Source organism: Serratia rhizosphaerae (assembly GCF_009817885.1).
GTDB classification, from domain to species: domain Bacteria; phylum Pseudomonadota; class Gammaproteobacteria; order Enterobacterales; family Enterobacteriaceae; genus Serratia_B; species Serratia_B rhizosphaerae.
In genome coordinates, this window is record NZ_CP041764.1 from 3545536 (window position 1) to 3567244 (window position 21709).

A 21709-nucleotide genomic window follows, 5' to 3' on the forward strand; every position below is an offset into this window, starting at 1 on the left:
AGAAGAAAATGCGACCGTTGTTAATATATAGTCGGCTTTGTTGAATAAATCGAACTTTACCCGCAGCCGGGGCAGATGATGCCCCCCGGCTGCGGCGGGACTTGGCAGATAGCCGGCAAGTTTCAGCTCGCACGGCCGGTGCCGGGTTATTACGCTGAACCAAACCGTTCCCGATAGAAGAAGTGATGCAGGTTCTCAGCGGCCGCTGGCCGCGTTGCTGATCTACTACCTGCAGGACGGCGTCAAACGTTTTAACCAGCTGCGCCGGGATAATCCGACGATCTCACACAAGATGCTGACGCTGGAGCTGCGCAAGCTGGAGGAGACCGGTATTGTGCAACGCACGGAGTTTGAGGGTTACCCACGGCGCGTTGACTATGCGCTGACGCCGGCAGGAGAACGGCTGGTGCCGCTGATTGATGCGCTGGGGCAGTGGTGGGTGGAGATGGATAGCCAAGGTGAAGAAAAAGCGCGGGATGACGACCGAACGGCCGTGTCGGGTTGCGTTTCGTTGGCCATCCGCCAATTAGCGGCATCATCTGATTACGCTGTTTTATTGGCGTAATTAAATGTGTTATATCAACGCTGACATGAAAAGTTTATTATTCGCCTTGCTATTGGCTAATATTTCTTCTACCTCCGGCGCGCGGGTAAATAATACGCTGTCTCGCGATATGTTTTCCTAACAAACATATTGTGCGCTATTTTGTTGTTTTTGTTTTGATACCTATGAGCTTTCACATTAATTTACACTTTCATTAATTATATTTTTGTGGCTTATATGTTGCCGTGGTGTTTTTCTGCTAGGTTTTTTTAACCTCCCAATATTAAGCGTGATAGCCATGGAAAATGACATTTCCCCAGGAGATAGTTGCGCCCTGGTGATGCCGGTTAACGATAAATTAGCCATATTTCGTGAGCGAGGTTTTATCTATTTTTCTGCCTGCGAACTTGGTCTCAGCAATAACGAGGCGGCGGAAGGAACACTGATTTCAACATGGGATAATTTACCTGTTGATGAATATTTACCAGGGAGCAGGCTACGCCGGCGACGTATTTGTAAATTCAGCCTTAGCCCGCAGGGTGAGATTGCGCCGTTACAGGACTGTCATTTTTTTCAAAGTTCACAGGTCAATGGTCTATTAGGCGGTATTAAGCGTCTATATCCGCGCAGTGAAGACAATTTTATTTCTTCATCGGTGCTTCGTCGGTTACTGGCCCACCACCATGCGTTACTGACTCGTTTGGTCGGCGATCGGCGTTGGTTGGTGACGTGCCACCAACTGCGTATCTGTTGTGATGCGCAGCAGGCGGGTCTGGCAGCGCCGGAAGGGCGGCATGCTGACGGGCATGATTATATTTTTCAGCATCTAATTCAACGCCGCAATGTATTAGGCGGCGCCAGTGAAGTGTATGACCGTAACGGCAGGCCGGTGTTGACCCGAGTATTGCAGGGGTTTCTCGACACGTTGCTGCTTGATGACCGCAAGATGCTGCACGATGTGACGCCGCTATATCCTGACGATCCTCACAGGGCGGCATTTCGCGACATGCTGATTATTGATTTTGATCCAATACGCTGAGAGAAATATGGAAACGTCGCTGATTGTACAGTCCGACCCGATGATGAGTGAAGCCGATAGTTTGAGGCAGCGGTTTGCCGCTGCAAAGCGCCGGCGTGAAACGACGCTTTCGCTGACGGCGAACGAAAATGTGTTGTCGGAGAGTGCGCGTTGGGTAGGGCAAAACCGACATTATGACCGTTACTATTTCAACGGCCTGCTTAACGATGACTGCTGCTATGCCGCGCACTATAACGGGATGCAGTTTGAGGCGTTTCCTGAGGTGGTCTGGCTACAGGCAGAGGCTACCGCCGCTGCACAGCGGCTGTTTGACGCCCCTTACATTGAGTATCGCGCACTGTCGGGCGTGCATTGCACGCTGGCGATGATCGCCGCCCTGACTGAACCGGGAGATGGGGTGTGGTCCCTGTCGCCTGTCTGCGGCGGGCACTTTGCCACGGCGGCGCTGGTGGCGCGGCTGGGCCGGCGCGGCGGATTTATCACCCTGACCGACAGCGGCGAGATCGATCTGACGGCGCTGACGCCGATGCTGCGTCAGCCACCGGCCGCCATTATTCTCGACCATGGCCTGACCTGTCAGGGTTTTTCGGTTGCGCCACTGCGCCAATGGCTGGATCGTCACGGCCTCACAGAGGTGCTGATTTTGTATGACGCGTCGCATCCGCTGGGGCTTATCGCCGGTGGTGCGCTGGCCAATCCGTTGGATGACGGCGCCGATATTCTACAGGGCAATACGCATAAATCCTTCCCGGGCCCGCATCGCGCGATCATTGCGACCCGCAGCGCTGCCTTGGCGGCGCGTATTCGCGACGGGTTGGATGCGGGTCTGGTGTCTTCGCCCAATTTACCTTGCTTGCTGCAGCTCTTCGTCACCCTGCGGGAAATGGCGTGTTTTGGTGCCGACTATGCGCGGCAGATGTGTCGCAATGCTCAACTGCTCGGGGCGCAGCTGGCGGATCTGCCGGGATGGACGGTGCTGCCGACACAGACCCATATGTTACTGCTGCAGGGGGATCAGAGCGCAGAGGCGGCCGCCAGCCTTAATGAACTGGGCATCCGGGTAAATAACAAAATGCGCTTTGGGCATCCCTGTTTGCGGTTGGGGCTGCAGGAGGTAACCCGGCTGGGAATCAGCGATGAGCAACTGGGCGCGCTGTCGGAGATACTGCGTCAGGCGTTGCTTAATCCGGCGATTGGCAGGCTGCGCCCGCGGGTACAAGCGCTGGGCATGCAGCTGCGGCAGGTGCATTACAGTTTTGATACCGAGGGGCGATGATGAAGGGCAATGCGTGTTTGATTATCGGCAATGTGCGCGAGGGGGAGTATGAAGGTCTGCTGGCGGATGGCGTTGAGGTACTCCTGCTGGCGGATACCAAACCGACGGCGAAAATCGCTGATGCGGCCCGTCTGCGGCCGGTTGCCCGCTATGATTTCTCTCAGGGCTATGGCGAGGAGCTACGCCGGTTGGTGGCGGCGTTGCATATGGAGTACGCCTTTACCAGCGTGTTGAATTTTCGGGAAAGCTATGTGGCGATTAGCGAACAAATATGCCAGGGGCATCCGGCACTGCAACATTTGCAGCGTTATGTTACCCGCACGCTGGATAAGTTGCAGCAGCGCGCCCGTTTTAATGCCAGCACCAACAGCGATTTACATGTGGTCTCACGCCGCGTCACGATGGAGGCGCTGTTGCAGCAGGCTGATACGCTGATCTGGCCCTGCGTGCTGAAGCCGGCCAGTCTGTACAGCAGCCTGTTCGTCAAATGTTTACACAGTGCGCAGGATCTGGCGCGCTACGCGCTGGAGGAGTGGCCGGAACTGCAGGCGTATGTTGCGGGGAAAAGCCGGGAAACCAGTGAATTACTGCTTGAGGAGTACCTGAGCGGCTCCAACCACTCCATTGACTGCGCCATTACGCCGGACGGCGAGATAACCACCTTTCCGATTGTCGATGTGATCGCCGGCGTGGATATTCAGCGGCCGGATTTCCACCATTTTGCCCGCTATTCGCCTTCTACGCTGCAAAGTCATGAGGAGACGGTGGCGCGTTGCCATCGGCTGGCTCGGGATGCCGTCGCAGCTCTGGGGCTGCGCGGCACTTTTGCGCATGTGGAGTTTATCCTTACCACCGCCGGCCCGCGCATTCTGGAGGTGGGAGCGAGACCGGGGGGCAGCCGTATCTATGTGATTCGCCAAGCCTGGGGCATTGAGATGGATGCGTGCTATCACCGCGCGCTCTCTGGCCAGCCGTTAAACTTACCGGATACGCCAGCGAGCGCTTTTGGCATCGCCACGCCGTTTGCGCGCCACAATATTGTCTGGCAGACGCTGCAGCATGAAGAGCAGATACGCCGGATTGCCGGGTTTCAGCAGTGGTATGCCTGGGTCACGCCGGGAGAGACGATCGGCCCGGTCGGTAACGGTTTCCAGAATTATGTCTACATTGAGTTTCGTCGACCGGACACCGCGGCGTTGCGAGAGTCGCTGCTGCAGGTGGCCCAAATCGACGTATACGGTGAGCGACGGCGCCCGGCGGTGATTGTGGTTGGCGGGCGAGACTCATCGATCAATTGGCCCGGCAGCGAAGAGTTTGATATGACGCTGATTCAGACCCCGGCTCAATTAACCCCTTATCAACGCCAGCATGCAGACGTTTTGCTGACGGAACGGCTGGACGATCTGGCGCATTGGCTGCCTGTATTGCAGGAGCGGCATCGACAGCGCCCCTTTAGCGCAATTGTTTCTTTCAATGAGTTGGGCCTGATGCCGGCGGCGCTGGCCGGTGAGCAACTGGGCATCTGCCATAACCCGCGTCGCAGCGTCGCGCAGAGCCGTGACAAACTGCTGTTTCGGCAGTTGCTTGCCGACGGTCCCTGGGCGCTGCCTGCCAGCCGGGTTCACGATCGCGCACAGGCGCTGGCCTTTGTGCAACGTTATGGTGCGTCCATTATCAAACCGATCGCCGGCTCCGGCAGCCAGGGCATTTATGCGGTAAATACTGAGCAGGATTTACGCGACATTCCGTTTGATGGCAATCAGCAGATTGAGGTTTTTGCCCGCGGTGATGAGTTTAGCGTGGAGACGCTAAGCCTGGATGGGGCGCACCGCATATTGGGCATCACACGAAAATATACCACCGGTGCGCCTCACTATGTGGAAACCGGGCACGATTTTCCGGCGTTGTTGTCGCCAGAGGATGAACGGCGAATCGCCGAGGCGGTGCTGTGGCTGCTGCAGGCATTGGGACACCGCTGGGGCCCTGCGCATACCGAAGTGAAATTGGACGGGCAGCATTTACAGTTTATTGAAACCCAAACGCGTTTTGGCGGCGATCAAATTTGGGAAATGGTCTGGGGCGTGACCGGTATACACCAGGCCGCCGCAACCATTGCGGCGATGGCGAAGGTGACGCTGCCGGCGACGCCCGCCGCGTATCAACGGATGGCGATCCGATTTCCGATCGCGGCGGAAGGGGGCGAACCACCGTCGCCGCTGCCGGCTGGGTGGCTGCTCCGCGCCGGCCTTCAGCCGGAGAAGTTTGGCAGGCCGGTGCGTTGCTCTTCGGAGCGCCACGGCTATTGGCTGTTTGGCTGTCAGGCATCGGACGAAACGGCGTTTCTCGCCGCCTTGGCCGATATGAATGTTAACCCTCAATTCAGCGAGTATTCCGATGAGTGATGTTCTCTACCATATTGAAGGCGAAATGCATGAGGAGTTTCCCGTTATCTCCTTTTCGACCAACGTATATGATAATCCAGCGGATATTTTCGATTCTATCGAACGTCTGGCGCAGTACTTCCAGGCGGTAGAGTTTGAAATTGGCGAAGCCGCAGAGGAGGTCTTCTGGCAGCTGGATAGCGAACAGCGTTTGGCGTTGGCGGCGAAAATTAAGGCGTTTACCACAGATCGTGGCGTGACCTTTACCGTTCATGCGGGCTGGTGGGGGAGACAGTATAACCTGTGTTCGCCGGACGCCGGGGAGCAAGCGCAGGCGATCGCGTGCCTGGACGCCGCCGTGCGTTTTTCTTTGGCGGCGGGGGCGAGCAGCGTGACTTTCCATCCCGGCTACAAGGATAAGTATGACAACACCACCTTGCTGAACTGCCTGATTACGGCGGTGAATCGGTTACAGGAGCAGGTTGACTGTCGCGGTATTGCACTGTGTCTGGAAAATATGGGCGGAGAGCGGCCTAAGTATCCGGTGTTCAGCGTGGAAGAGCATCTGCGTTTTCATCGTGAAACAGGCTGTTATATCACCATCGACGTGACGCACCTGTGCTCGCTGTATCCATACGGCGAGGCGCTGTTCGACGCCATCGCCCGCCTGGCGCCGGTGACGCGTCATCTGCATATTGCTGATTTACGGGGTACGCATCATCAGCATCTGCCGCTGGGGGAAGGGGATTTGCCGTTGAGCGATGTCTTGAACCGTTTTGCGGCCGGCGGCTATCGCGGCGTAGCGGTGGTGGAGGAGTTTATTCCCAAATACAGCACTGCCTTTTATCTTGAGAAGGCGCGCGAATACCAACGACGGCTGGAGTCCATGCGGCATGTCCCTGCATGAACAGCCACTGACGCGCAGCGGCGGCAAGCATGATTTTTTACGGGGTCTGGCAGACGCATCACCCTTTGTGTTCTCGCTGCTGTTGTCATTTACCGTCATTGGTCTGCTGGGGTACCAGCAGGGGCTGAGCGGCATACACTCGGTGATTTTTAGCGGCGCGCTGATGTCGGCGCCGTTACAAATGACCCTGCTGGAAGCGCCGCAGCAGTCGCTCTCGCTGCTCACCGTGCTGCTTTCCGCGCTGAGTATCAACCTGCGTTTTCTGGTGTTTACCCTCAGCCTGCGCAGCAGCCTGCGCGATGGCCCACTGCGTGGCTATATTCCCGCATTATTGGTGATGGCCAACGCCGCCTTTACGCTGATGTCGCTGCGGCGCGAGAGCGCGCCGCTGACGCGGGCCTACTGCAACACCGTCAGTTTTACGCTCTACGCCGCCGCCCTGTGCGGCACCCTGCTGGGCTACCTGTTCGCTTCACTGGCCGATCGCCATCTGGTGGAGCATATATCGGTGATTATCGCGATTTTCATTGCCTCGTCGTTGGGCAAACTGGCGCGCGATTATCATCAGCTGCTGGCGCAGGCTGTGGCGCTGCTGGCCTGTTTCGCCAGCGTATGGCTGTTTGGTGCCATCAATCTGCTGGCGATCCTGGCCATTACGCTGTTGCTGAGTTATCTCTATGACCGATAACCATTATTTTTGGGCCTTCATCCTCTGCTGCGCGCTGATCTCGGCGCTGTGTCGGTTACTGCCGTTATTAATTAACGTCGAGGCGCTGCCTGCGTCGCTGCAGTCGTTTATTGCCCGGTTGGCGAAATACATTTCCGTGGCGCTGCTGGTGAATATTCTTGTGGCCGCGGTGTGGCAACTGGGACAGCAGCAGGGTATGCATTACTCGTGGATCATTCCGGTGGCGTTGGCATGGCTGCTGGGCCTGACTCCGCTGAAGTCGAGCTATGCCTTCCTGATCGCTCTGGTCTGCTGGGGCGGCCTGCTGTGGTGGTGAAGCGCCGGCGCCGTCCGCGGCTGAGGACATTGGATCACGGCTACCAACGCGCCACGGCTTTCCGCCTGACGGGGAGCAGCGTGAGCAGCGCCAGCGCGACAGGGAGCAGCGATCCCCACAATACGGCATTCCAGCCAAACAGATTCAGCAGTGCGCCGGAGGAGAAGGAACCGATGATCATCACGCTAAACACCACGAAATCGTTCAGCGACTGCACCTGGGTTTTCTCTTCCGGACGGTGAAAATCAATGATCTTCGTCGATGCGCCGGTAAAGCCGAAGTTCCAGCCGATGCCCAGCAGGATCAGGGAAAGCCAGTAATGGGCAATATCGGTGCCGCTCAGCCCGGCGACAACGGACAGCCCGGTCAGCATCAGCCCTGCGGCGGCGACGGGCATCGATCCGAAGCGGTTAATCAGCCTGCCGGTAAAGAAACTGGGGCCGAACATGGCAATGACATGCCATTGAATGCCCAGATTGGCCGCCTGCTGAGAGATGCCGTGCATATGCATCGAGAGCGGCGCGGCCGTCATCAGGAAGTTCATGATCATATAAGTGACGGCGCCGCTGAAAACCGTGCGCAGAAAGCCGGGCTGGCGCACAATTTCCCGCAAAGGGCGGCCGCCGCTTTTGGCGGCGGCAACCGGCTCGGCGCTTTTAACCCCTGTCAGCACCCAGGCGGAGAGCGCGGCGACCAGCGCCTGCGCAACAAAGGTAATGGCAAAGGTATGGGATGGCCAGAGATCCATGGTGCCGGTGACCAGCATCGGACCGATAACGCCGGCCGCGACGCCGCCGCCCATCACCAGCGACAGCGCCCGCGCCCGCCGCGCTTTGTCCACGCCATCCGTGGCGGCAAAGCGGAACGACAGCGCCACGGCGGCGTAGGCACCTCCCAGAAAGGCGGCGAGACAGAATAGGGTAAAGGAACCGATAACGACCGCCAGCGCGGCGGCCAGTCCGGTCATCACCCCGGCGCCGGTGCCGGCCATAAAGGCCGCCTTTCGTCCGTATTTGCGAGCTAGCCTGCCAAACGGCAGGATACAGGCCGCCATTCCTAGTACGAACATGGTGATGGGGAAGGTGGCAAGCGAAGCATTAGGCGCGATGGCATGGCCGACAATCGCACCGGTGGCGTAAAACACCACCGAGTTCGCACCGGCCAGCGCCTGGGCAGTCGCCAGGCGCAGGATATTACGCTGCTGGTCTTTGAGCGGCAATGTGCTCTCTGTATGCATAATTAACTATCCTGGTAGATTGCCGGAGCGGCCGGGTACGCACGCGGCCTGCCTTCAGTTTCCATTAAAAAACGGCTTGCTGCACGTGTTATCAGCATGTGCATGCCGGCGTGGTCAGTGGATGACTGCGTCAGCCATACTTCGGCCGGCAGCGAAGTATGGCCGGGTTCTTTGTTCCAGGATGTTTATCCTACGGAAAAAGGAGCCCGTTATGTTTGCTATTGCTATCAAAACCACCGTGTCCGCGCGTTGTCTTGCTGCCTGGTTATTATCGTCGGGAGAGCGACATCATGACGGATTTTGACACCGCCACGCTGCTGCTTAGCGGCGCGGTTTTTCTGCTGGCCGGGCTGGTGAAAGGCGTAACCGGCATGGGGTTACCGACCGTGGCGATGGGGCTGCTGGGCGCGATGATCTCCCCGGTGGCCGCGGCAGGCATGCTGCTGCTGCCCTCATTGGTCACCAATATCTTTCAGCTGGCGGGCGGCGGCAACACGGCGGTGCTGCTGCGCCGGCTGTGGCCGATGCTGCTGATGGTATCGGTTGCCACACTTGGTACCAGCGGCTGGATTGCTGCGGGCGACAGCAGCCGCACGCAGCTGGCGTTGGGCGTAGCGCTGATTATCTACGGGGTGTGGACGCTGGCAGGGCGCATTTACGCCGTCTCCGCCCGTGCTGAAAAATACGGTTCTCCGCTTATCGGTCTGGTTACCGGCATGCTGACCGGCGGAACCGGGGTGTTTGTGATGCCGGCAGTGCCCTGGCTGCAGGCGCTGGGGCTGGAAAAGGATGAGCTGGTGCAGGCGCTGGGCATCTCTTTTACCTGCTCGACCCTGGCACTGGCGGCGGGGTTATGGTGGCACGGAGCCTTTCAGGTCGGATCGTTAAATATGTCGGCGCTGGCGGTGCTGCCTGCAGTAGCAGGATTGTTTGTCGGGCAGAAGCTGCGCCGCGTGATCTCACCGCTGCTGTTCCGCCGCTGTTTTCTGTTTTGCCTGATCGTGCTGGGGGCGGAGATGACGCTGCGTGCGCTCTGAGTACGGCCGCTTTCCTGCGTTTATCCCCGTAGATAGCCCTCCAGACTGCGGGTATCGTCAGGGTTGACCCGGCGCGCCAGTACCGGGTCGAAGAATACGGTGTTGCCTTGCGGATCGCTGAGTTTCAACACGGTATGATTGTTCAGTTCGAACCTGGCGTTAGGCTTTACGCCGGGAATATCCGGGCTGTCGCCCATGGCGATGGACAGCGGCGTATCAATGGTATGCAGCTCAACCTGATGGTGGCCGGCACTTTTCGCCAGCGCCTGAAACAGTTTGTTGATGGAATCTGCGTCGGCCTGTTGTTCGAGCGCGATGTCATAGATATCGCGCTGGCTTTCCGTCGGGTTGAATTTTATTGTCTGGCTGCGCTTGTTTTCGTCCGCCAGCTTCTGCAGCAGGCTCAGGGTGCTTTCTTTGCTATGGGTATGTTTGAATAGCGGGGCAAATGCCCGCTGGATGTGCTGGCCTGCCTCGTGCCGTTTCGTTTCCAGCCCCGGTTCAGGGAAGGTGTTGATGCCCGCCCTCATCAGCGCATCCATAATGCCTCTGCCATACACGGCGGTTTCCTGCGGGTGGCGCTCACGAATGTAGGCGGTTTCGTCGCCGGCGAGGCGGGTGGTGTCCAGGTAGTTTCCCATACTGTCACTGCGAAAAGGATTAACCGTCCGGCCCAGCAACGGATCAAAATAACTGCTATTGCCGTTCTCGTCGCTGATCTTTAACACCGCATGCTCAGTCAGCGGATGCTGCTCGCCAGGCCGATTAGCCGCCGGTACGCTGAGGTTGCCGGCGACGGAAAAGGCATGCGTCTGCGCCTTGAAGCCCGCCGCCTGCGCCATCACCAGATAGAAACGGCAGGCCGCCTTAGCATCGCCGCGTTTTTCCTGCATGGCGGCCAGCATATTGCCCGGGAATGTCGGATCGAATCGAAAAGCCGCGGTTTTTTTATCTTCCGCATGGAGTTTGTGCAGCAGCTCTGCGGCGTTTTTTTCCTGACCCGTCACGTTGTTAAACAAGGGTGCCATATTGCGCTGAAAGGTCTGGCCCATTCTTGTCGCGCTGGCGGCATCGTGTGGGCAGGCGGCGCTGCCTTCCCGCATCAGCCCGTCAAACAGCTTGCGGCCAAACGCCTCCCGGGCGGCGGCCACTGCCGGATCCGGTCGTTCCAACGCTTCTATCGGGTCGTTATCTTCGGCTATTTCCGAGTGTGAAGCAGGAGCCGTACCGGCCGGGTGCCGGAGCGCGGCGTGGTTTGCCATTATCTCTGCTTGCTGCGGCGGCGATGGCGCGTGCGCCGCCGAAGGTGCTGACGTTTTTACTGTCGCCGCAGGTGTATCAACATGCGCTGCCGGCGGCGTGTTCCCTTGCGAAGATGGCGGCGTTGCCTTGGCGTCTGTCGGCCGCTGCGGTTCCGCGCCGCTTGCCGGCACAGGGTGGCTGACGCAGGCGGGGTCCTGCGTACCGAGCTGGTGCACAATCTCATCCACCACAATATTCAGCAGTTCGATCAGCGGCCCGCGCGGATGGTTTTTGCCCTGCAGGCTTTCATGCTGCGGTAATCCGGTCAGCCCTTCGAGTAGCGCCTGGAGCAGGGCGCGCCGTTTACTTAACGGCTGCTGCCCTTGTTCGGTGGTATAGCCGGGTGGTTTGCCGTTTAACACCTCAAGCAGTCGCTTCAGTCCCAGCGTCTTGGCGGATGACTGATGCGCCGGCGTGGTTGAGGCCGCCAGCGGATCGATCTGCCAGTGAGGGGGATGGGCGCCGAATCTGACCTCGTCGCGATAGGCATGATTAAACGCAGCGCGGAAGGTGGCGCTGTGGGCGTAAGCCTCCTGCAGGCCGCTGGTTACCGTATGATGCAGTGCACGCAGCGTGCTATTGCCCTGTTTGGCGGCGGAGAGAAGCATCTCCGACAGTTCGCCGGGACGGAACTTGTGCGTGACGTCGTTGAGTTTGGCCGAGAATGCGTGGCGCAACGGACTCGGCTGGGTAAATTGCCGCATCAGCGCCGGGGAGTGTGCACTCAGCAACCGGTCGTGCGCGCGTCCCGCCATCTGGGACAAGCTGGCTAAGCCATGGCGCTGGTGGTGCAAACTCTGACTGATACCTCTTGCCGCTGCGCCAAGCAGCGCAGGATTAAACCCGACCATCAATTACCTCCGTTCGCTCCGTCAACGCTTCATCATTGCTATCACAGTGAGTAATCATTGTGCGGGGAGGGTTCCCTCAATGGCGCATCTTTATAACTGGTTGCTTGATCATTCCGGTATCGAAGTGACTGAATTTACCGCTAGGCGGTGTTCTATCAGGCGTTGTTGTGTGAAGGACATTAGCTATCTGGCGGTGCTGTGCAGCAGGTAATAGGCTTCGTCACCTTCGCCTCCCTGGCTGATAATGCGCCAGCCGTGCCGCTGATAAAACATCAAAGCCGGTTCGTTCCTGACCAGACATTTCAACGCGCCGGTGGTGCGGAAGGTGGATTCTGCCTGTTTTAGCAGGGTACTGCCTACGCCGCGAGTTTGTTGAGCGGGGTCGACATACAGGTTATGGATAAAATCTTCGGCCCGGTGAATGGAAACAAAACCCAGCGGTATGCCGTTTTCTTCGGCTACCCAGATCTCTTCTCCCAGCGTAGCGCGATCGAAATCTCTCGGTTGGTAATTGGCGGTGTCCCGCCAGTGAAAGGCGATTTTACGCGCGGCCAAATATAAGCGGCGCAGAAAGGGGCGATCGGATTCTTGATATGGCCGTATTTTCATCATGCTCCCTTGGTGACGGACGCGCGGTGATCCTGCGGTGTGGCACCTGAGTATGTCGGAATACCATGCCGTTGGCGAGAGATAAGAAAAAAGAGCAAATAGATTATTTGCTCTTGAATACGGACACGTTACCGGGCGGCGAGCAAAGCGTCGCCGGCCCGGTAGAAAGTGACGACGTTACTTGGTGTAACGACCTTCCCAGAAACCACGGACAAGGTTAAATACGCCGTCGGTGAAGATTTTGCCTACGCCTTTGGCCGCGTTGGTAAAGCTGGCGAGGATGGATTCAGCACCTTTGGAGATGGAACCAACAACACCGCCTAAGAGTCCACCGAGGATACTGTCGAGACCGGCACCACCTGATACTTCATTGACTTCAACGTTAGATAATTCTCTCATGGTTTATCCTTAAATATTAAATGAGGTAGATAAAAGAGCGGGAAAATTATGATTGCGGCTTGGCAGGCGCGCACTCATTCAACTCAACAGGTTTGCTGGACGAGGTGACGTTGCCAAACTTGTCAACGCAGCCCACGGTCCGATAGCAAGTCACTCCTGAGGTGGATGGGGATAGGCTATGGCTGACTTTACAGCCCCACGCGCCACCAATAACATTCGTTGCTTTGCCTTGCGTTAATTTCTGCATAATTATTAATTATCCTTGTTGGTTACTCTACGGATGACTCAACGCTATCCGAGTTGGGCCATTAAGACTTAGCGGTTTCGGCTGGTGCTTCCGGAGCAGGCTTACTTGGGCGGAAAGCATTGATGAGGGAATCCAGGAAGCCCATGCCCAGACCAACAGCGGTGCCGATAGAGTTGGCGATATTACCGACGATATTGCCAGCGATGCCGGTCAGGGTATTAACGCCTGCGTTGATGATATCGCTGATAATACCACCGAAAAAGCCGCCTGAAACTGCTTCAACTTCAACGTTAGATAATTCTCTCATGACAAATTCCTTTTTTATTAAAAATAAAAGAGTATGGGGTTAAATAAAATGGTGACACCTTGGTATGGAAAGCCAAGGTGTTATTTAATATTACCCTCTTTTCTTATCTTATAAATACTGTTTGCAGAATTTCGTTCGTTTTAAGGATAATTCTTGCTGGCTTGAAATAGGCCGTCTGGCTTTATCCTAAATTCACCGTATTTATATTTTTATGGGTGATAATTGAAATTTTATTTTCTGAGTTTTTAATGTTTCCGGCCGCAGGACGCCATGCATAAATCATAAACATGACGATGAAAGATTTGAATCCCGCCGGGTGCGGAGTATGATGTGGCCGCAGTCGCTATCCCTGCGGGATGCGCTGTCTGAGACTCGGGGTGCCCTTCATGTATGTGAAGGCTGAGAAATACCCGTATTACCTGATCTGGATAATACCAGCGTAGGGAAGTCTTGGCGTCCTGACCGGCGCCCGCCTTCTTTAACGCCGGTTGGGAGAACTATGATCGCTCGACCTGATGAATTGCCCGGCGCAACGGCCGCGGCCAGCTTACAGCTGCTTAAACAACATTCCCCGCTGATTCACTGCCTGACCAACGACGTGGTGCAAACGCTGACGGCCAACGTTTTGCTGGCGCTGGGCGCTTCGCCGGCGATGGTGATTGAACCGTCCGAAGCGACGCAGTTCAGCCGCCTGGCCGATGGCGTGCTGATCAATATCGGCACGCTGACCGCCGCCCGCGCGGAATCGATGCTGGCGGCGGTGGAGGCGGCCAATCAGGCCGCGACGCCGTGGGTGCTGGACCCGGTGGCGGTCGGCGGACTGACCTTTCGTACCGAGTTTGCCAACCGGCTGCTGACGCTGCAGCCGGCGGCCATTCGCGGCAACGCGTCGGAAATTATGGCGCTGAGCGGGCTGCAGGCTTCGGGGCGCGGCGTCGACAGCACGGCGGACTCTCTGGCCGCGCTGCCGGCGGCGCAACAGCTGGCGCAGCGCAGCGGTGCGATTGTCGCGGTCACCGGCGCCACCGACTACATTACTGACGGGCAGCGCAGCTGGGCGGTCGGCGGCGGCGATCCGCTGATGACGCGGGTGGTGGGCACCGGCTGTGCCTTATCGGCGGTGGTGGCGGCGTTTTGCAGCCTGCCGGGCGAGCGGCTGGACCACGTCGCCGCCGCCTGCCGGGTGATGGCGCACTGCGGCGCGGCGGCCAGCAAACAGGCCGGCGGCCCCGGCAGCTTTACCCCCGCATTTCTCGACGCGCTGTACCGCTGGCAGGGAGATGAATAATCATGAAACGCATCAATGCATTGACCATCGCCGGTACCGATCCGAGCGGCGGCGCCGGCATTCAGGCGGATCTGAAAGCCTTCTCGGCGCTCGGCGCCTATGGCGCCAGCGTGATCACCGCGCTGGTGGCGCAAAACACGCGCGGCGTGCAGTCGGTGTACCAGATTGAGCCGACGTTCGTTGCCGCGCAGCTGGATTCCGTGCTGAGCGACGTGCGCATCGACAGCGTAAAAATCGGTATGCTGGCCAATGCCGACATCGTGCAGGCGGTGGCCGAGCGCTTGCGGCATTATCAGCCGCCGTTTGTGGTGCTGGATACGGTGATGCTGGCGAAAAGCGGCGATCCGCTGCTGGCGCCGGAGGCGGTGGCGTCGATCCGGCGTGAACTGTTGCCGCAGGTGTCGCTGATTACGCCTAACCTGCCGGAAGCGGCGGCGCTGCTGGCGTGTCCGCCGGCGGATAATGAGCAGCAGATGCGCGAGCAGGGACGGGCGCTGCTGGCAATGGGTTGCCAGGCGGTGCTGATGAAGGGCGGCCATCTCAGTGAAGAGGAAAGCCCGGACTGGCTGTTCAGCCGCGGTACGGAGCAGCGCTTCAGCGCGCCTCGTGTCGCCACGCGCCATACGCACGGCACCGGCTGCACCCTGTCTGCGGCGCTGGCCGCCCTGCGTCCGCGTTATGACGACTGGCCGCAGACGGTGGCGGCGGCGAAGGATTACCTGCAGCGCGCGCTGCAGCAGGCGGACAGCCTGGAAGTCGGCCAGGGCATCGGCCCGGTGCACCATTTCCATGCCTGGTGGTGAGCCAACTTTTTCGCGCGGCGATGGTCTGAGTAGATGCAATGTCTTTGTCTATTTTCGGAGGGAGAATCACCATGACAGGAATGCATAAACGTCGTTATATGCTGCTGGGCGCGTTGCTGGCCGTCAGCGCCGGCAGCTTTGCCCAGCAGGTGGTGACCACGGCGGATCTGGTTCAGCAGCCGGGTTATCAGAGCAGCTGGCAGCAGATGATGAAAGGTCAGGCCCGGCTGCCGGGCTGGGCGCGTAAGGGCAGCGGCACTTCGACGCCGGCGGAGACGATCGGCTGGCAGGGGCAGCAGTATCAGGTTGGCAATATCTGTAAGCCTCACGATTGCGGCAATAACTTTTTGATCGTCGCCTTCAAGGCGGACAAGTCGCAGGCCTGGGGCGTGCGGGTTGAGGTGGAAGACCGGCCGGAAGCGGTGGCGCACCCCAAAAAGTACGCCAAATATCAGTGGCTCGGCAAGCCGGACAGCAATATGCAGGCGCTGCTGCGTCAGCAGTTTGAAAACAGCCCGGACTGGAAGTAAACCGATGTTTGCAGGGACGGGCGCGCCCGTCCCTGATGGTCAGCCGATGCCGGCCTGATGCAGGTCGTGCAGGTTCAGCGCGCCGACCAGTTCCCCCTCAACGTTGACCACCGGCGCGGCGCTGATATGCTGCTCGTGCAGCGCCTCCAGCGCTTCTCCCGCGCGCCACTGTTCCGGCAGGCGATAGCCGGGGCGGGTAATCGCCGGGCTGAGCGGATCCTCCAGCTTGTGGCCCTGCACCAGCCAGCGGCGCAGATCGCCGTCGGTGAAGACGCCCACCACTTTTTGCTGCTCGTCGCACACCGCCACCAGTCCCAGGCCGGTGCGGCTCAGCTCCAGCATCGCCGCCATCACGTCGGCGCTTTCCTGCACCTTCGGCAGACGATCGCCGGTGCGCATCAGGTGATGCACGCGGTTAAGCAGACGCGCGCCGAGGCTGCCGCCCGGGTGTGAACGGGCGAAGTCTTCGGCGTTGAAGCCGCGCTGACGCATCAGCGCCATCGCCAGCGCATCGCCGATCATCAGAGTGTTGACCGCGCTGGAGGTCGGCGCCAGCCCCATCGGGCAGGCTTCGCGCTCGACGCTGATATCCAGCACGCAGGCGGCACCCTGCGCCAGCGGTGAGGCGGTGCCGCCGGTAATGGCGATCACCGGGATCCGGCTCTCGGCCAGCAGCGGCAGGATCAGGTCCAGCTCTTTGGCGCGGCCGGAGTATGAAATAAAGATCATCACGTCGTCCGGGCCGATCATGCCGAGATCGCCGTGCAGCGCTTCCGCCGGATGCAGGAAGAAGGCGGGCGTCCCGGTGCTGGCCAGCGAGGCGGCGATTTTCTTGCCGATATGGCCGGATTTGCCGATGCCGGAAATCACCGCCTTGCCGCGGCAGCTCAGCAGCAGCTCGCAGGCGCGGACAAAGTTGTCGTCCAGCCGCGCCAGCAGGCGCTGCGCTTCGGCCAGTTCAATCTCCAGCGTTTCGCGGGCGAAGGTGAGCAGGGTGCTCGCGTTATCCATCAGTCTCTCCTGCGGAATGAATCAAGGCGGAAATATAGTGTTATTTACCGGATGAAACACGCGACACGCCGGTTTTTTTTAAACGGATCACAGTTTGAGAAATCAGCCGGGAAGGCGTGCGGACGAGAAGCCGGGTGAAAAGCCCGGCTTCTGCGGCGGCGTCAGGCGATGGTGACGCTGCTGTCGAGATAGGTATCCTGCACGGCGTTAATCAGCGCCACGCCGTCCTTCATCGATTTTTTGAAGGCCTTACGCCCCAGAATCAGCCCCATGCCGCCGGCGCGTTTGTTGATCACTGCGGTGCGCACCGATTCCTGCAGATCGTTTTCCCCGGCGGCGCCGCCGGAGTTAATCAGGCCGGCGCGTCCCATATAGCAGTTGGCCAGCTGATAACGCACCAGATCGATCGGGTGATCGCTGGTCAGTTTGTCGTATACCCGGTCGTCGGTGTAGCCGAAGTTCACGGCGCGGTAGCCGCCGTTGTTTTCCGCCATTTTCTGTTTGACGATATCGGCGCCGATGGTGGCGGCGATATGGTTGGCCTGGCCGGTGAGATCGGCGCTGGAGTGGTAGTCGACGCCGTCTTTCTTGAATGCCGGGTTACGCAGATAGGCCCACAGCACGGTAACCATGCCCAGTTCGTGCGCGCGCTCGAAGGCGGCGGAAATCTCTTCAATCTGGCGGCGCGACTGCTCGGAACCGAAATAGATGGTGGCGCCGACCGCCACCGCGCCCATATCGAACGCCTGCTCAACGCTGGCGTACAGGGTCTGGTCGTACTGGGTCGGGTAGCTGAGGGTTTCGTTGTGGTTCAGTTTGACCAGGAACGGGATTTTGTGCGCATAGCGACGTGATACCGCCGCCAGCACGCCGTAGGTGGAGGCGACGCAGTTGCAGCCGGCTTCGAGCGCCAGTTCGACGATGTTTTTCGGGTCAAAATAGAGCGGGTTGGCGGCGAACGAGGCGCCGGCCGAGTGCTCAATGCCCTGGTCCACCGGCAGAATGGACAGATAGCCGGTGCCGGCCAACCGGCCGTGGTTGAACAGGGTCTGCATCGAGCGCAGCACGCTGTTGGGGCGGTTATTATCGATCATCACCCGATCGACAAAATCGTCGCCGGGCAGGTACAGATTCTCTGCGGGGATGGTGGTACAGCGGTGTTGCAACAGGTCTTCCGCTTCCTTACCTAACAACTGCGCAATATCAGTCATGGTGAACTCCCGTTAAAGCTAATCCCTAGGCCGGAAAGTCATACTGATGGTCACCGGCGTCGCGAAAAGCGGTGATTGAAGCCGTAAGCACGATACTACTGAAGTTGCATCGTCAGGGAGAAACAATAGATGCGATTGCGGGGAAATGCCATTTACGTCGTGTAAAGCGGCGGGGGCGGGCGCCCCCGAGTTATTCGACCTCGAACCAGCTGCTGTTTTGCAGGGCGATCGGCGTGATGGAGTAAATCATCTCCTGCAGATGGTCGTGAACGGCCCGCTCGGCGGCGTCCGGGTCGTGCGCCTTCAGCGCGTCGAAAATGCGGTAGTGCTGTTGGATCAGCGTTTCCGGCGGCGAGACTTCACTCAGGCTGAGAAAACGCACCCGGTCCATGGTGGCCTTGATGGTTTCGATGGTTTCCCAGGCCAGCGGACAGTTGGCGATCTGCGTCAGCAGGCGGTGGAACTCATCGTCCAGCAGCAGGAATTCCCGTATTTGCTGGCCGTTGGCCGCCAGCGCCTGACGCTGCAGGTTATGCTTCAGCAGCGCCAGCTGCGGCGGGGTAATGCCGGTGGCGGCCCGGCGGACGATGGCGCACTCCACCGCCTGGCGGATAAAACGGCCGTCCGCGACGCGTTTGGCGGAAATTTTCATCACGAAGGTGCCGCGCTGCGGCAGTATCTGCACCAGCCCCGCCTCGGCCAGTTTGATAAAGGCCTCACGCACCGGCTGGCGCGACACGCTGAAACGGCTGGAAATCTCCTTTTCCGACAGCAGGGTCCCCGGCGCAATAGTGCAGTCGACGATATCCTGCCGTAAAAAGCGGTAGATTTGCTGATTCACCGGTAATGTGTTGGTAAGGCTATAATTTTCAGACATGGCGCGATTGGTTATCTGGCAATGATTCAAATGCCACCATACTAGCAGATTATTGTTCAATGGCGGGGGGATAAATCCCCTCGCCAAGAGCGGCCATCAGTGGTGCCAGTCCTGATACTCCTGCTGTCGCCGCTGCGGGGCGGTTTCCGGCATCAGCCACAGGCCGACGGCGGAAATCACCCCCAGCACGATCATATAGCCCGCCAGACCGTAATAGTGGCCGCCGGTCATCTGCAGGATTTTCACCGCCAGCAGGCCGAGAATACCGCTGCCGACCAGCGAGCCGATCTGCCAGATCAGCGCGATGCCGCTGCAGCGCACGCGGGTCGGGAACAGTTCCGGGAAGTACGACGCCTGCGGGGCGTAACACATGCTGTGGCCAAGGGTCAGCACCACGATCATCGCCAGCTGGGTCAGCCAGAAGTTATCAGCGTTCAGCAGCATAAAGAACGGTACGATGCAGACCACCTGCAGCAGCGCGCCGGCGATGTAGACCGGTTTGCGCCCCAGCCGGTCGGAAAGGTGCCCCATCAGCGGGATGGCGAAAATCTCCAGCACCACCGCCACGATCATCGTCTCCAGCAGAATGCTTTCGCTCAGCTGGTTGGCCTTGCCGTAGGCCAGCACGATCACCGTGAACATGGCGAACGCGCAGGCTTCGATCAGTTTGGCGCACACGCCTTTGCCGATCAGGCCCGGATAGGCGCGCGCCACTTCCACCACCGGCCGGCTTTCCACCGCCTTGGTGGCGCGGATCTGGGCAAACACCGGCGACTCGTCGATCTTCAGGCGGATAAACAGCCCGACGATCACCAGCAGCAGGCTGAGCAGGAACGGAATGCGCCAGCCCCATTCGAGCATCTGCGCCGGCGACAGCAGGGCGGTCAGCAGGGCGAACAGGGCGGAGGGCAGTAAAAAGCCGGCCGGCGCGCCGATCTGCACCCAGCTGGCGTAGAAACCACGCCGGCGGGGAGGCGCGTATTCGGCGGTCATCAGTACCGCGCCGGCCTGTTCGCCGCCGACGCCGAAGCCCTGCAGCACGCGGATCAGGATCAGGGCGATCGGCGCCCAGATGCCGATCTTGTCGTAGGTGGGCAGCAGGCCGATGCAGAAGGTGCCGAGGCCGACGATCAGAATGGTGATCACCAGCGCCTTTTTGCGGCCGACTTTATCGCCGATATGGCCGAAGACAATGCCGCCCAGCGGGCGCGCCAGAAAGCCGACCGCGTAGGTGGCGAAGGCCGCCAGCGTGCCGACCAGCGGATCGGCGCTGGGGAAGAACAGCTGGCCGAAAAACAGCACCGCCGCGGTGCCGTAGGCGAAAAAGTCGTAGTATTCCGCCGCCGTGCCGATGGCGGAGGCGCTGGCGACGCGCTTTAACAGCGGCTGATGGTCGCCGGCGTCGGCGTCGTGCGTGGTGGTGGTCATCAGGTGCTCCGGAAGGGTAGGGTCAGTGGGCTGACGGCGTTGCGGGCGTTGCCGCCCGCGCCGTTCTGTTTAGGGTTTTAAGGTTTGCGGCTGCGCCAGCGGACGCGGCGCACGCACAACCAGCAGCACCAGCAGCGCGCCGAGCGCGGCGATGCCGCCGGCCAGGATAAAGGCGCTGTCGAACTTGCCGGTATGCTGCACGATGTAGCCGGTAACCACCGGGCCGACAATACCGGATACGCTGCCGACCAGGTGAATAAAGCCGCTGGCGCCGCCGACGCGGGATTTATGCACCACGTCCTGAATAATCGCCCAGTAGATCGCGCCGGTGATATACAGGAAGAAGATGGATACCGACATCAGCAGCACCGCCGGCATCACGCTGCTGACGGTGCCCGCCAGCGCTACGCACGCGGCGGCGGCCAGCAGGCTGACCACCAACACAATCTTGCGCGACAGCAGCAGTTTGCCGGTGATGTTGAAAATCTTATCGGAAATATAGCCGCCGAGCGCCAGGCCGACAAAACCGACGATCCACGGGATCACCGTCGTCAGGCTCATCTCTTTGATGTTCAGGTTGTGCGCCTGTACCAGATAGGCGGGGAACCAGCTGAGGAAGAAGAACAGGATGTAGTTGTAACAGAAGAAGGCGAAGGCGGTCGCCAGAATGATCGGCTGTTTCAGGTAGTAGCCCAGCCCGTGCGCGCTGCCGCTGAGCGCCTCTTCCGGGTGGTGGCCTTCGGCCTTCTGCGCATTGACCAGCGCCCGCTCTTCCTCGCTGACGCGCTTGCTTTTCTCCGGGTTGTCCGCCGCGATAAAGAACCAGACCAGCATCCAGACGATGCCGACCGAACAGATAATCATAAAGGCCGGTCGCCAGCCGAACGCCAGCGCCAGATAGCCGACGATCGGCCCCGCCACTGCGCCGCCAAGCGGCGAGCCGGCGCTGAGCAGCCCCATGGCGGTGGCCGCCTGTTTCTTCGGGAACCAGCCGTTGATCATTTTGTTGGCGGAGGCGCAGATCGGGCCTTCCGCCATGCCGAACAGCACGCGCAGGATCAGCATGGAGTAAAAGCCGCTGGCGAGCGCGGTCATGCCGCAGAAGATCGACCACAGCCCCACCGCCAGCCCCATCACCAGCGTCGGACCGAACCGGTCCACCGCCAGGCCGCCGATAAAGTTGAAGATCGCGTAGCCGAAGAAGAAGCTGCCGAAGATGATGCCGAACTGTTCGGCGTTGAGCAGCAGATCCTGTTCGATCATCGGCACGGTGATCGACAGCGCCACCCGATCGAGATAGTTGATCATGTAGACCAGGAACAGCAGGAATACGAGGGTCCAGCGTAAGTTCTTAACCATGGCAAACACTCCACTTGGTGTCGTTTTAATCGTGTGCGTTGTTGTCCATTTCGGTGTGTCAG

General features: G+C 59.3%; 21 protein-coding genes and 1 riboswitch. Of the genes, 11 read left to right on the forward strand and 10 right to left on the reverse strand.

Annotation, left to right across the window (positions count from 1 at the left end):
- The first annotated feature begins 214 nt into the window (after nt 1–214).
- From FO014_RS16490 to FO014_RS16520, 7 genes are all read left to right on the forward strand, one after another.
- The gene (locus tag FO014_RS16490; RefSeq protein WP_246167978.1) at nt 215–565 is read left to right on the forward strand and encodes a winged helix-turn-helix transcriptional regulator; all 351 of its coding nucleotides are present in this window, start codon (nt 215–217) and stop codon (nt 563–565) included.
- A gap of 277 nt (nt 566–842) precedes the next feature.
- Nucleotides 843–1583, forward strand: coding sequence for a 2OG-Fe dioxygenase family protein (locus FO014_RS16495; RefSeq protein WP_160030303.1), 741 nt, complete (start codon nt 843–845; stop codon nt 1581–1583).
- A gap of 7 nt (nt 1584–1590) precedes the next feature.
- Nucleotides 1591–2859, forward strand: a complete 1269-nt coding sequence (locus tag FO014_RS16500; protein WP_160030304.1) for a PLP-dependent aminotransferase family protein — start codon at nt 1591–1593, stop codon at nt 2857–2859.
- Nucleotides 2856–5261, forward strand: a complete 2406-nt coding sequence (locus FO014_RS16505; protein WP_160030305.1) for an ATP-grasp domain-containing protein — start codon at nt 2856–2858, stop codon at nt 5259–5261. The genes FO014_RS16500 and FO014_RS16505 overlap by 4 nt, the downstream gene beginning before the upstream one ends.
- A complete protein-coding gene (locus FO014_RS16510) occupies nt 5254–6147 on the forward strand; it encodes a sugar phosphate isomerase/epimerase family protein (RefSeq protein ID WP_160030306.1) in 894 nt (297 codons plus the stop codon). Before FO014_RS16505 ends, FO014_RS16510 begins: the two co-directional genes overlap by 8 nt.
- Nucleotides 6134–6835: an AzlC family ABC transporter permease gene (locus FO014_RS16515; protein WP_160030307.1), complete on the forward strand. Its 702-nt coding sequence runs from the start codon at nt 6134–6136 to the stop codon at nt 6833–6835. The genes FO014_RS16510 and FO014_RS16515 overlap by 14 nt, the downstream gene beginning before the upstream one ends.
- On the forward strand, nt 6825–7151 hold the full coding sequence (locus FO014_RS16520; protein ID WP_160030308.1) for an AzlD domain-containing protein: 327 nt from the start codon (nt 6825–6827) through the stop codon (nt 7149–7151). Before FO014_RS16515 ends, FO014_RS16520 begins: the two co-directional genes overlap by 11 nt.
- Before the next feature lie 40 nt (nt 7152–7191).
- Here the strand turns inward: FO014_RS16520 and FO014_RS16525 are convergent, their stop codons facing one another.
- The gene (locus FO014_RS16525) at nt 7192–8388 is read right to left on the reverse strand and encodes an MFS transporter (protein WP_160030309.1); all 1197 of its coding nucleotides are present in this window, start codon (nt 8386–8388) and stop codon (nt 7192–7194) included.
- Nucleotides 8389–8678: 290 nt separating this feature from the next.
- On the opposite strand from FO014_RS16525, the gene FO014_RS16530 reads away from it, so the two are divergent.
- Nucleotides 8679–9425, forward strand: a complete 747-nt coding sequence (locus FO014_RS16530) for a sulfite exporter TauE/SafE family protein (RefSeq protein ID WP_160030310.1) — start codon at nt 8679–8681, stop codon at nt 9423–9425.
- Between the two features lie 20 nt (nt 9426–9445).
- Here FO014_RS16530 and FO014_RS16535 read toward each other — a convergent pair whose 3' ends face one another.
- The 4 genes from FO014_RS16535 to FO014_RS16555 all read right to left on the reverse strand — a co-directional run bounded on the left by FO014_RS16535 (nt 9446) and on the right by FO014_RS16555 (nt 13140).
- Nucleotides 9446–11578: a PipA/GogA/GtgA family type III secretion system effector gene (locus FO014_RS16535; protein ID WP_160030311.1), complete on the reverse strand. Its 2133-nt coding sequence runs from the start codon at nt 11576–11578 to the stop codon at nt 9446–9448.
- A 183-nt stretch (nt 11579–11761) separates the two neighbouring features.
- Nucleotides 11762–12187 (reverse strand): GNAT family N-acetyltransferase, encoded by a 426-nt coding sequence (locus FO014_RS16540; RefSeq protein ID WP_160031429.1) that lies wholly within the window; start codon nt 12185–12187, stop codon nt 11762–11764.
- A 177-nt stretch (nt 12188–12364) separates the two neighbouring features.
- Nucleotides 12365–12586 carry a hypothetical protein gene (locus tag FO014_RS16545; RefSeq protein ID WP_160030312.1) on the reverse strand — a complete coding sequence of 74 codons (222 nt, stop codon included), beginning with the start codon at nt 12584–12586 and terminating at the stop codon, nt 12365–12367.
- A gap of 308 nt (nt 12587–12894) precedes the next feature.
- Complete coding sequence (locus FO014_RS16555) at nt 12895–13140, reverse strand: hypothetical protein (protein ID WP_160030314.1); 246 nt, start codon at nt 13138–13140, stop codon at nt 12895–12897.
- Between the two features lie 363 nt (nt 13141–13503).
- A riboswitch (TPP riboswitch) is annotated at nt 13504–13603 on the forward strand.
- 36 nt (nt 13604–13639) lie between these two features.
- On the opposite strand from FO014_RS16555, the gene thiM reads away from it, so the two are divergent.
- The 3 genes from thiM to FO014_RS16570 all read left to right on the forward strand — a co-directional run bounded on the left by thiM (nt 13640) and on the right by FO014_RS16570 (nt 15761).
- On the forward strand, nt 13640–14428 hold the full coding sequence (gene thiM / locus FO014_RS16560) for a hydroxyethylthiazole kinase (RefSeq protein WP_160030315.1): 789 nt from the start codon (nt 13640–13642) through the stop codon (nt 14426–14428).
- Between the two features lie 2 nt (nt 14429–14430).
- Complete coding sequence (gene thiD, locus FO014_RS16565) at nt 14431–15231, forward strand: bifunctional hydroxymethylpyrimidine kinase/phosphomethylpyrimidine kinase (RefSeq protein ID WP_160030316.1); 801 nt, start codon at nt 14431–14433, stop codon at nt 15229–15231.
- A gap of 71 nt (nt 15232–15302) precedes the next feature.
- The gene (locus tag FO014_RS16570; protein WP_105232137.1) at nt 15303–15761 is read left to right on the forward strand and encodes an inhibitor of vertebrate lysozyme family protein; all 459 of its coding nucleotides are present in this window, start codon (nt 15303–15305) and stop codon (nt 15759–15761) included.
- A gap of 39 nt (nt 15762–15800) precedes the next feature.
- Here FO014_RS16570 and gutQ read toward each other — a convergent pair whose 3' ends face one another.
- The 5 genes from gutQ to FO014_RS16595 form a co-directional block, all read right to left on the reverse strand.
- Nucleotides 15801–16772 (reverse strand): arabinose-5-phosphate isomerase GutQ, encoded by a 972-nt coding sequence (gene gutQ / locus FO014_RS16575; protein WP_160030317.1) that lies wholly within the window; start codon nt 16770–16772, stop codon nt 15801–15803.
- 161 nt (nt 16773–16933) lie between these two features.
- Nucleotides 16934–17983, reverse strand: a complete 1050-nt coding sequence (fbaB, locus tag FO014_RS16580; RefSeq protein ID WP_160030318.1) for a class I fructose-bisphosphate aldolase — start codon at nt 17981–17983, stop codon at nt 16934–16936.
- Between the two features lie 190 nt (nt 17984–18173).
- The gene (locus tag FO014_RS16585) at nt 18174–18860 is read right to left on the reverse strand and encodes a GntR family transcriptional regulator (protein ID WP_160030319.1); all 687 of its coding nucleotides are present in this window, start codon (nt 18858–18860) and stop codon (nt 18174–18176) included.
- Nucleotides 18861–18956: 96 nt separating this feature from the next.
- Entirely contained in the window at nt 18957–20288 is a 1332-nt protein-coding gene (locus FO014_RS16590) for an MFS transporter (RefSeq protein WP_160030320.1), read from the reverse strand.
- Nucleotides 20289–20357: 69 nt separating this feature from the next.
- Complete coding sequence (locus FO014_RS16595) at nt 20358–21647, reverse strand: MFS transporter (protein ID WP_105232132.1); 1290 nt, start codon at nt 21645–21647, stop codon at nt 20358–20360.
- Nucleotides 21648–21709: the final 62 nt, after the last annotated feature.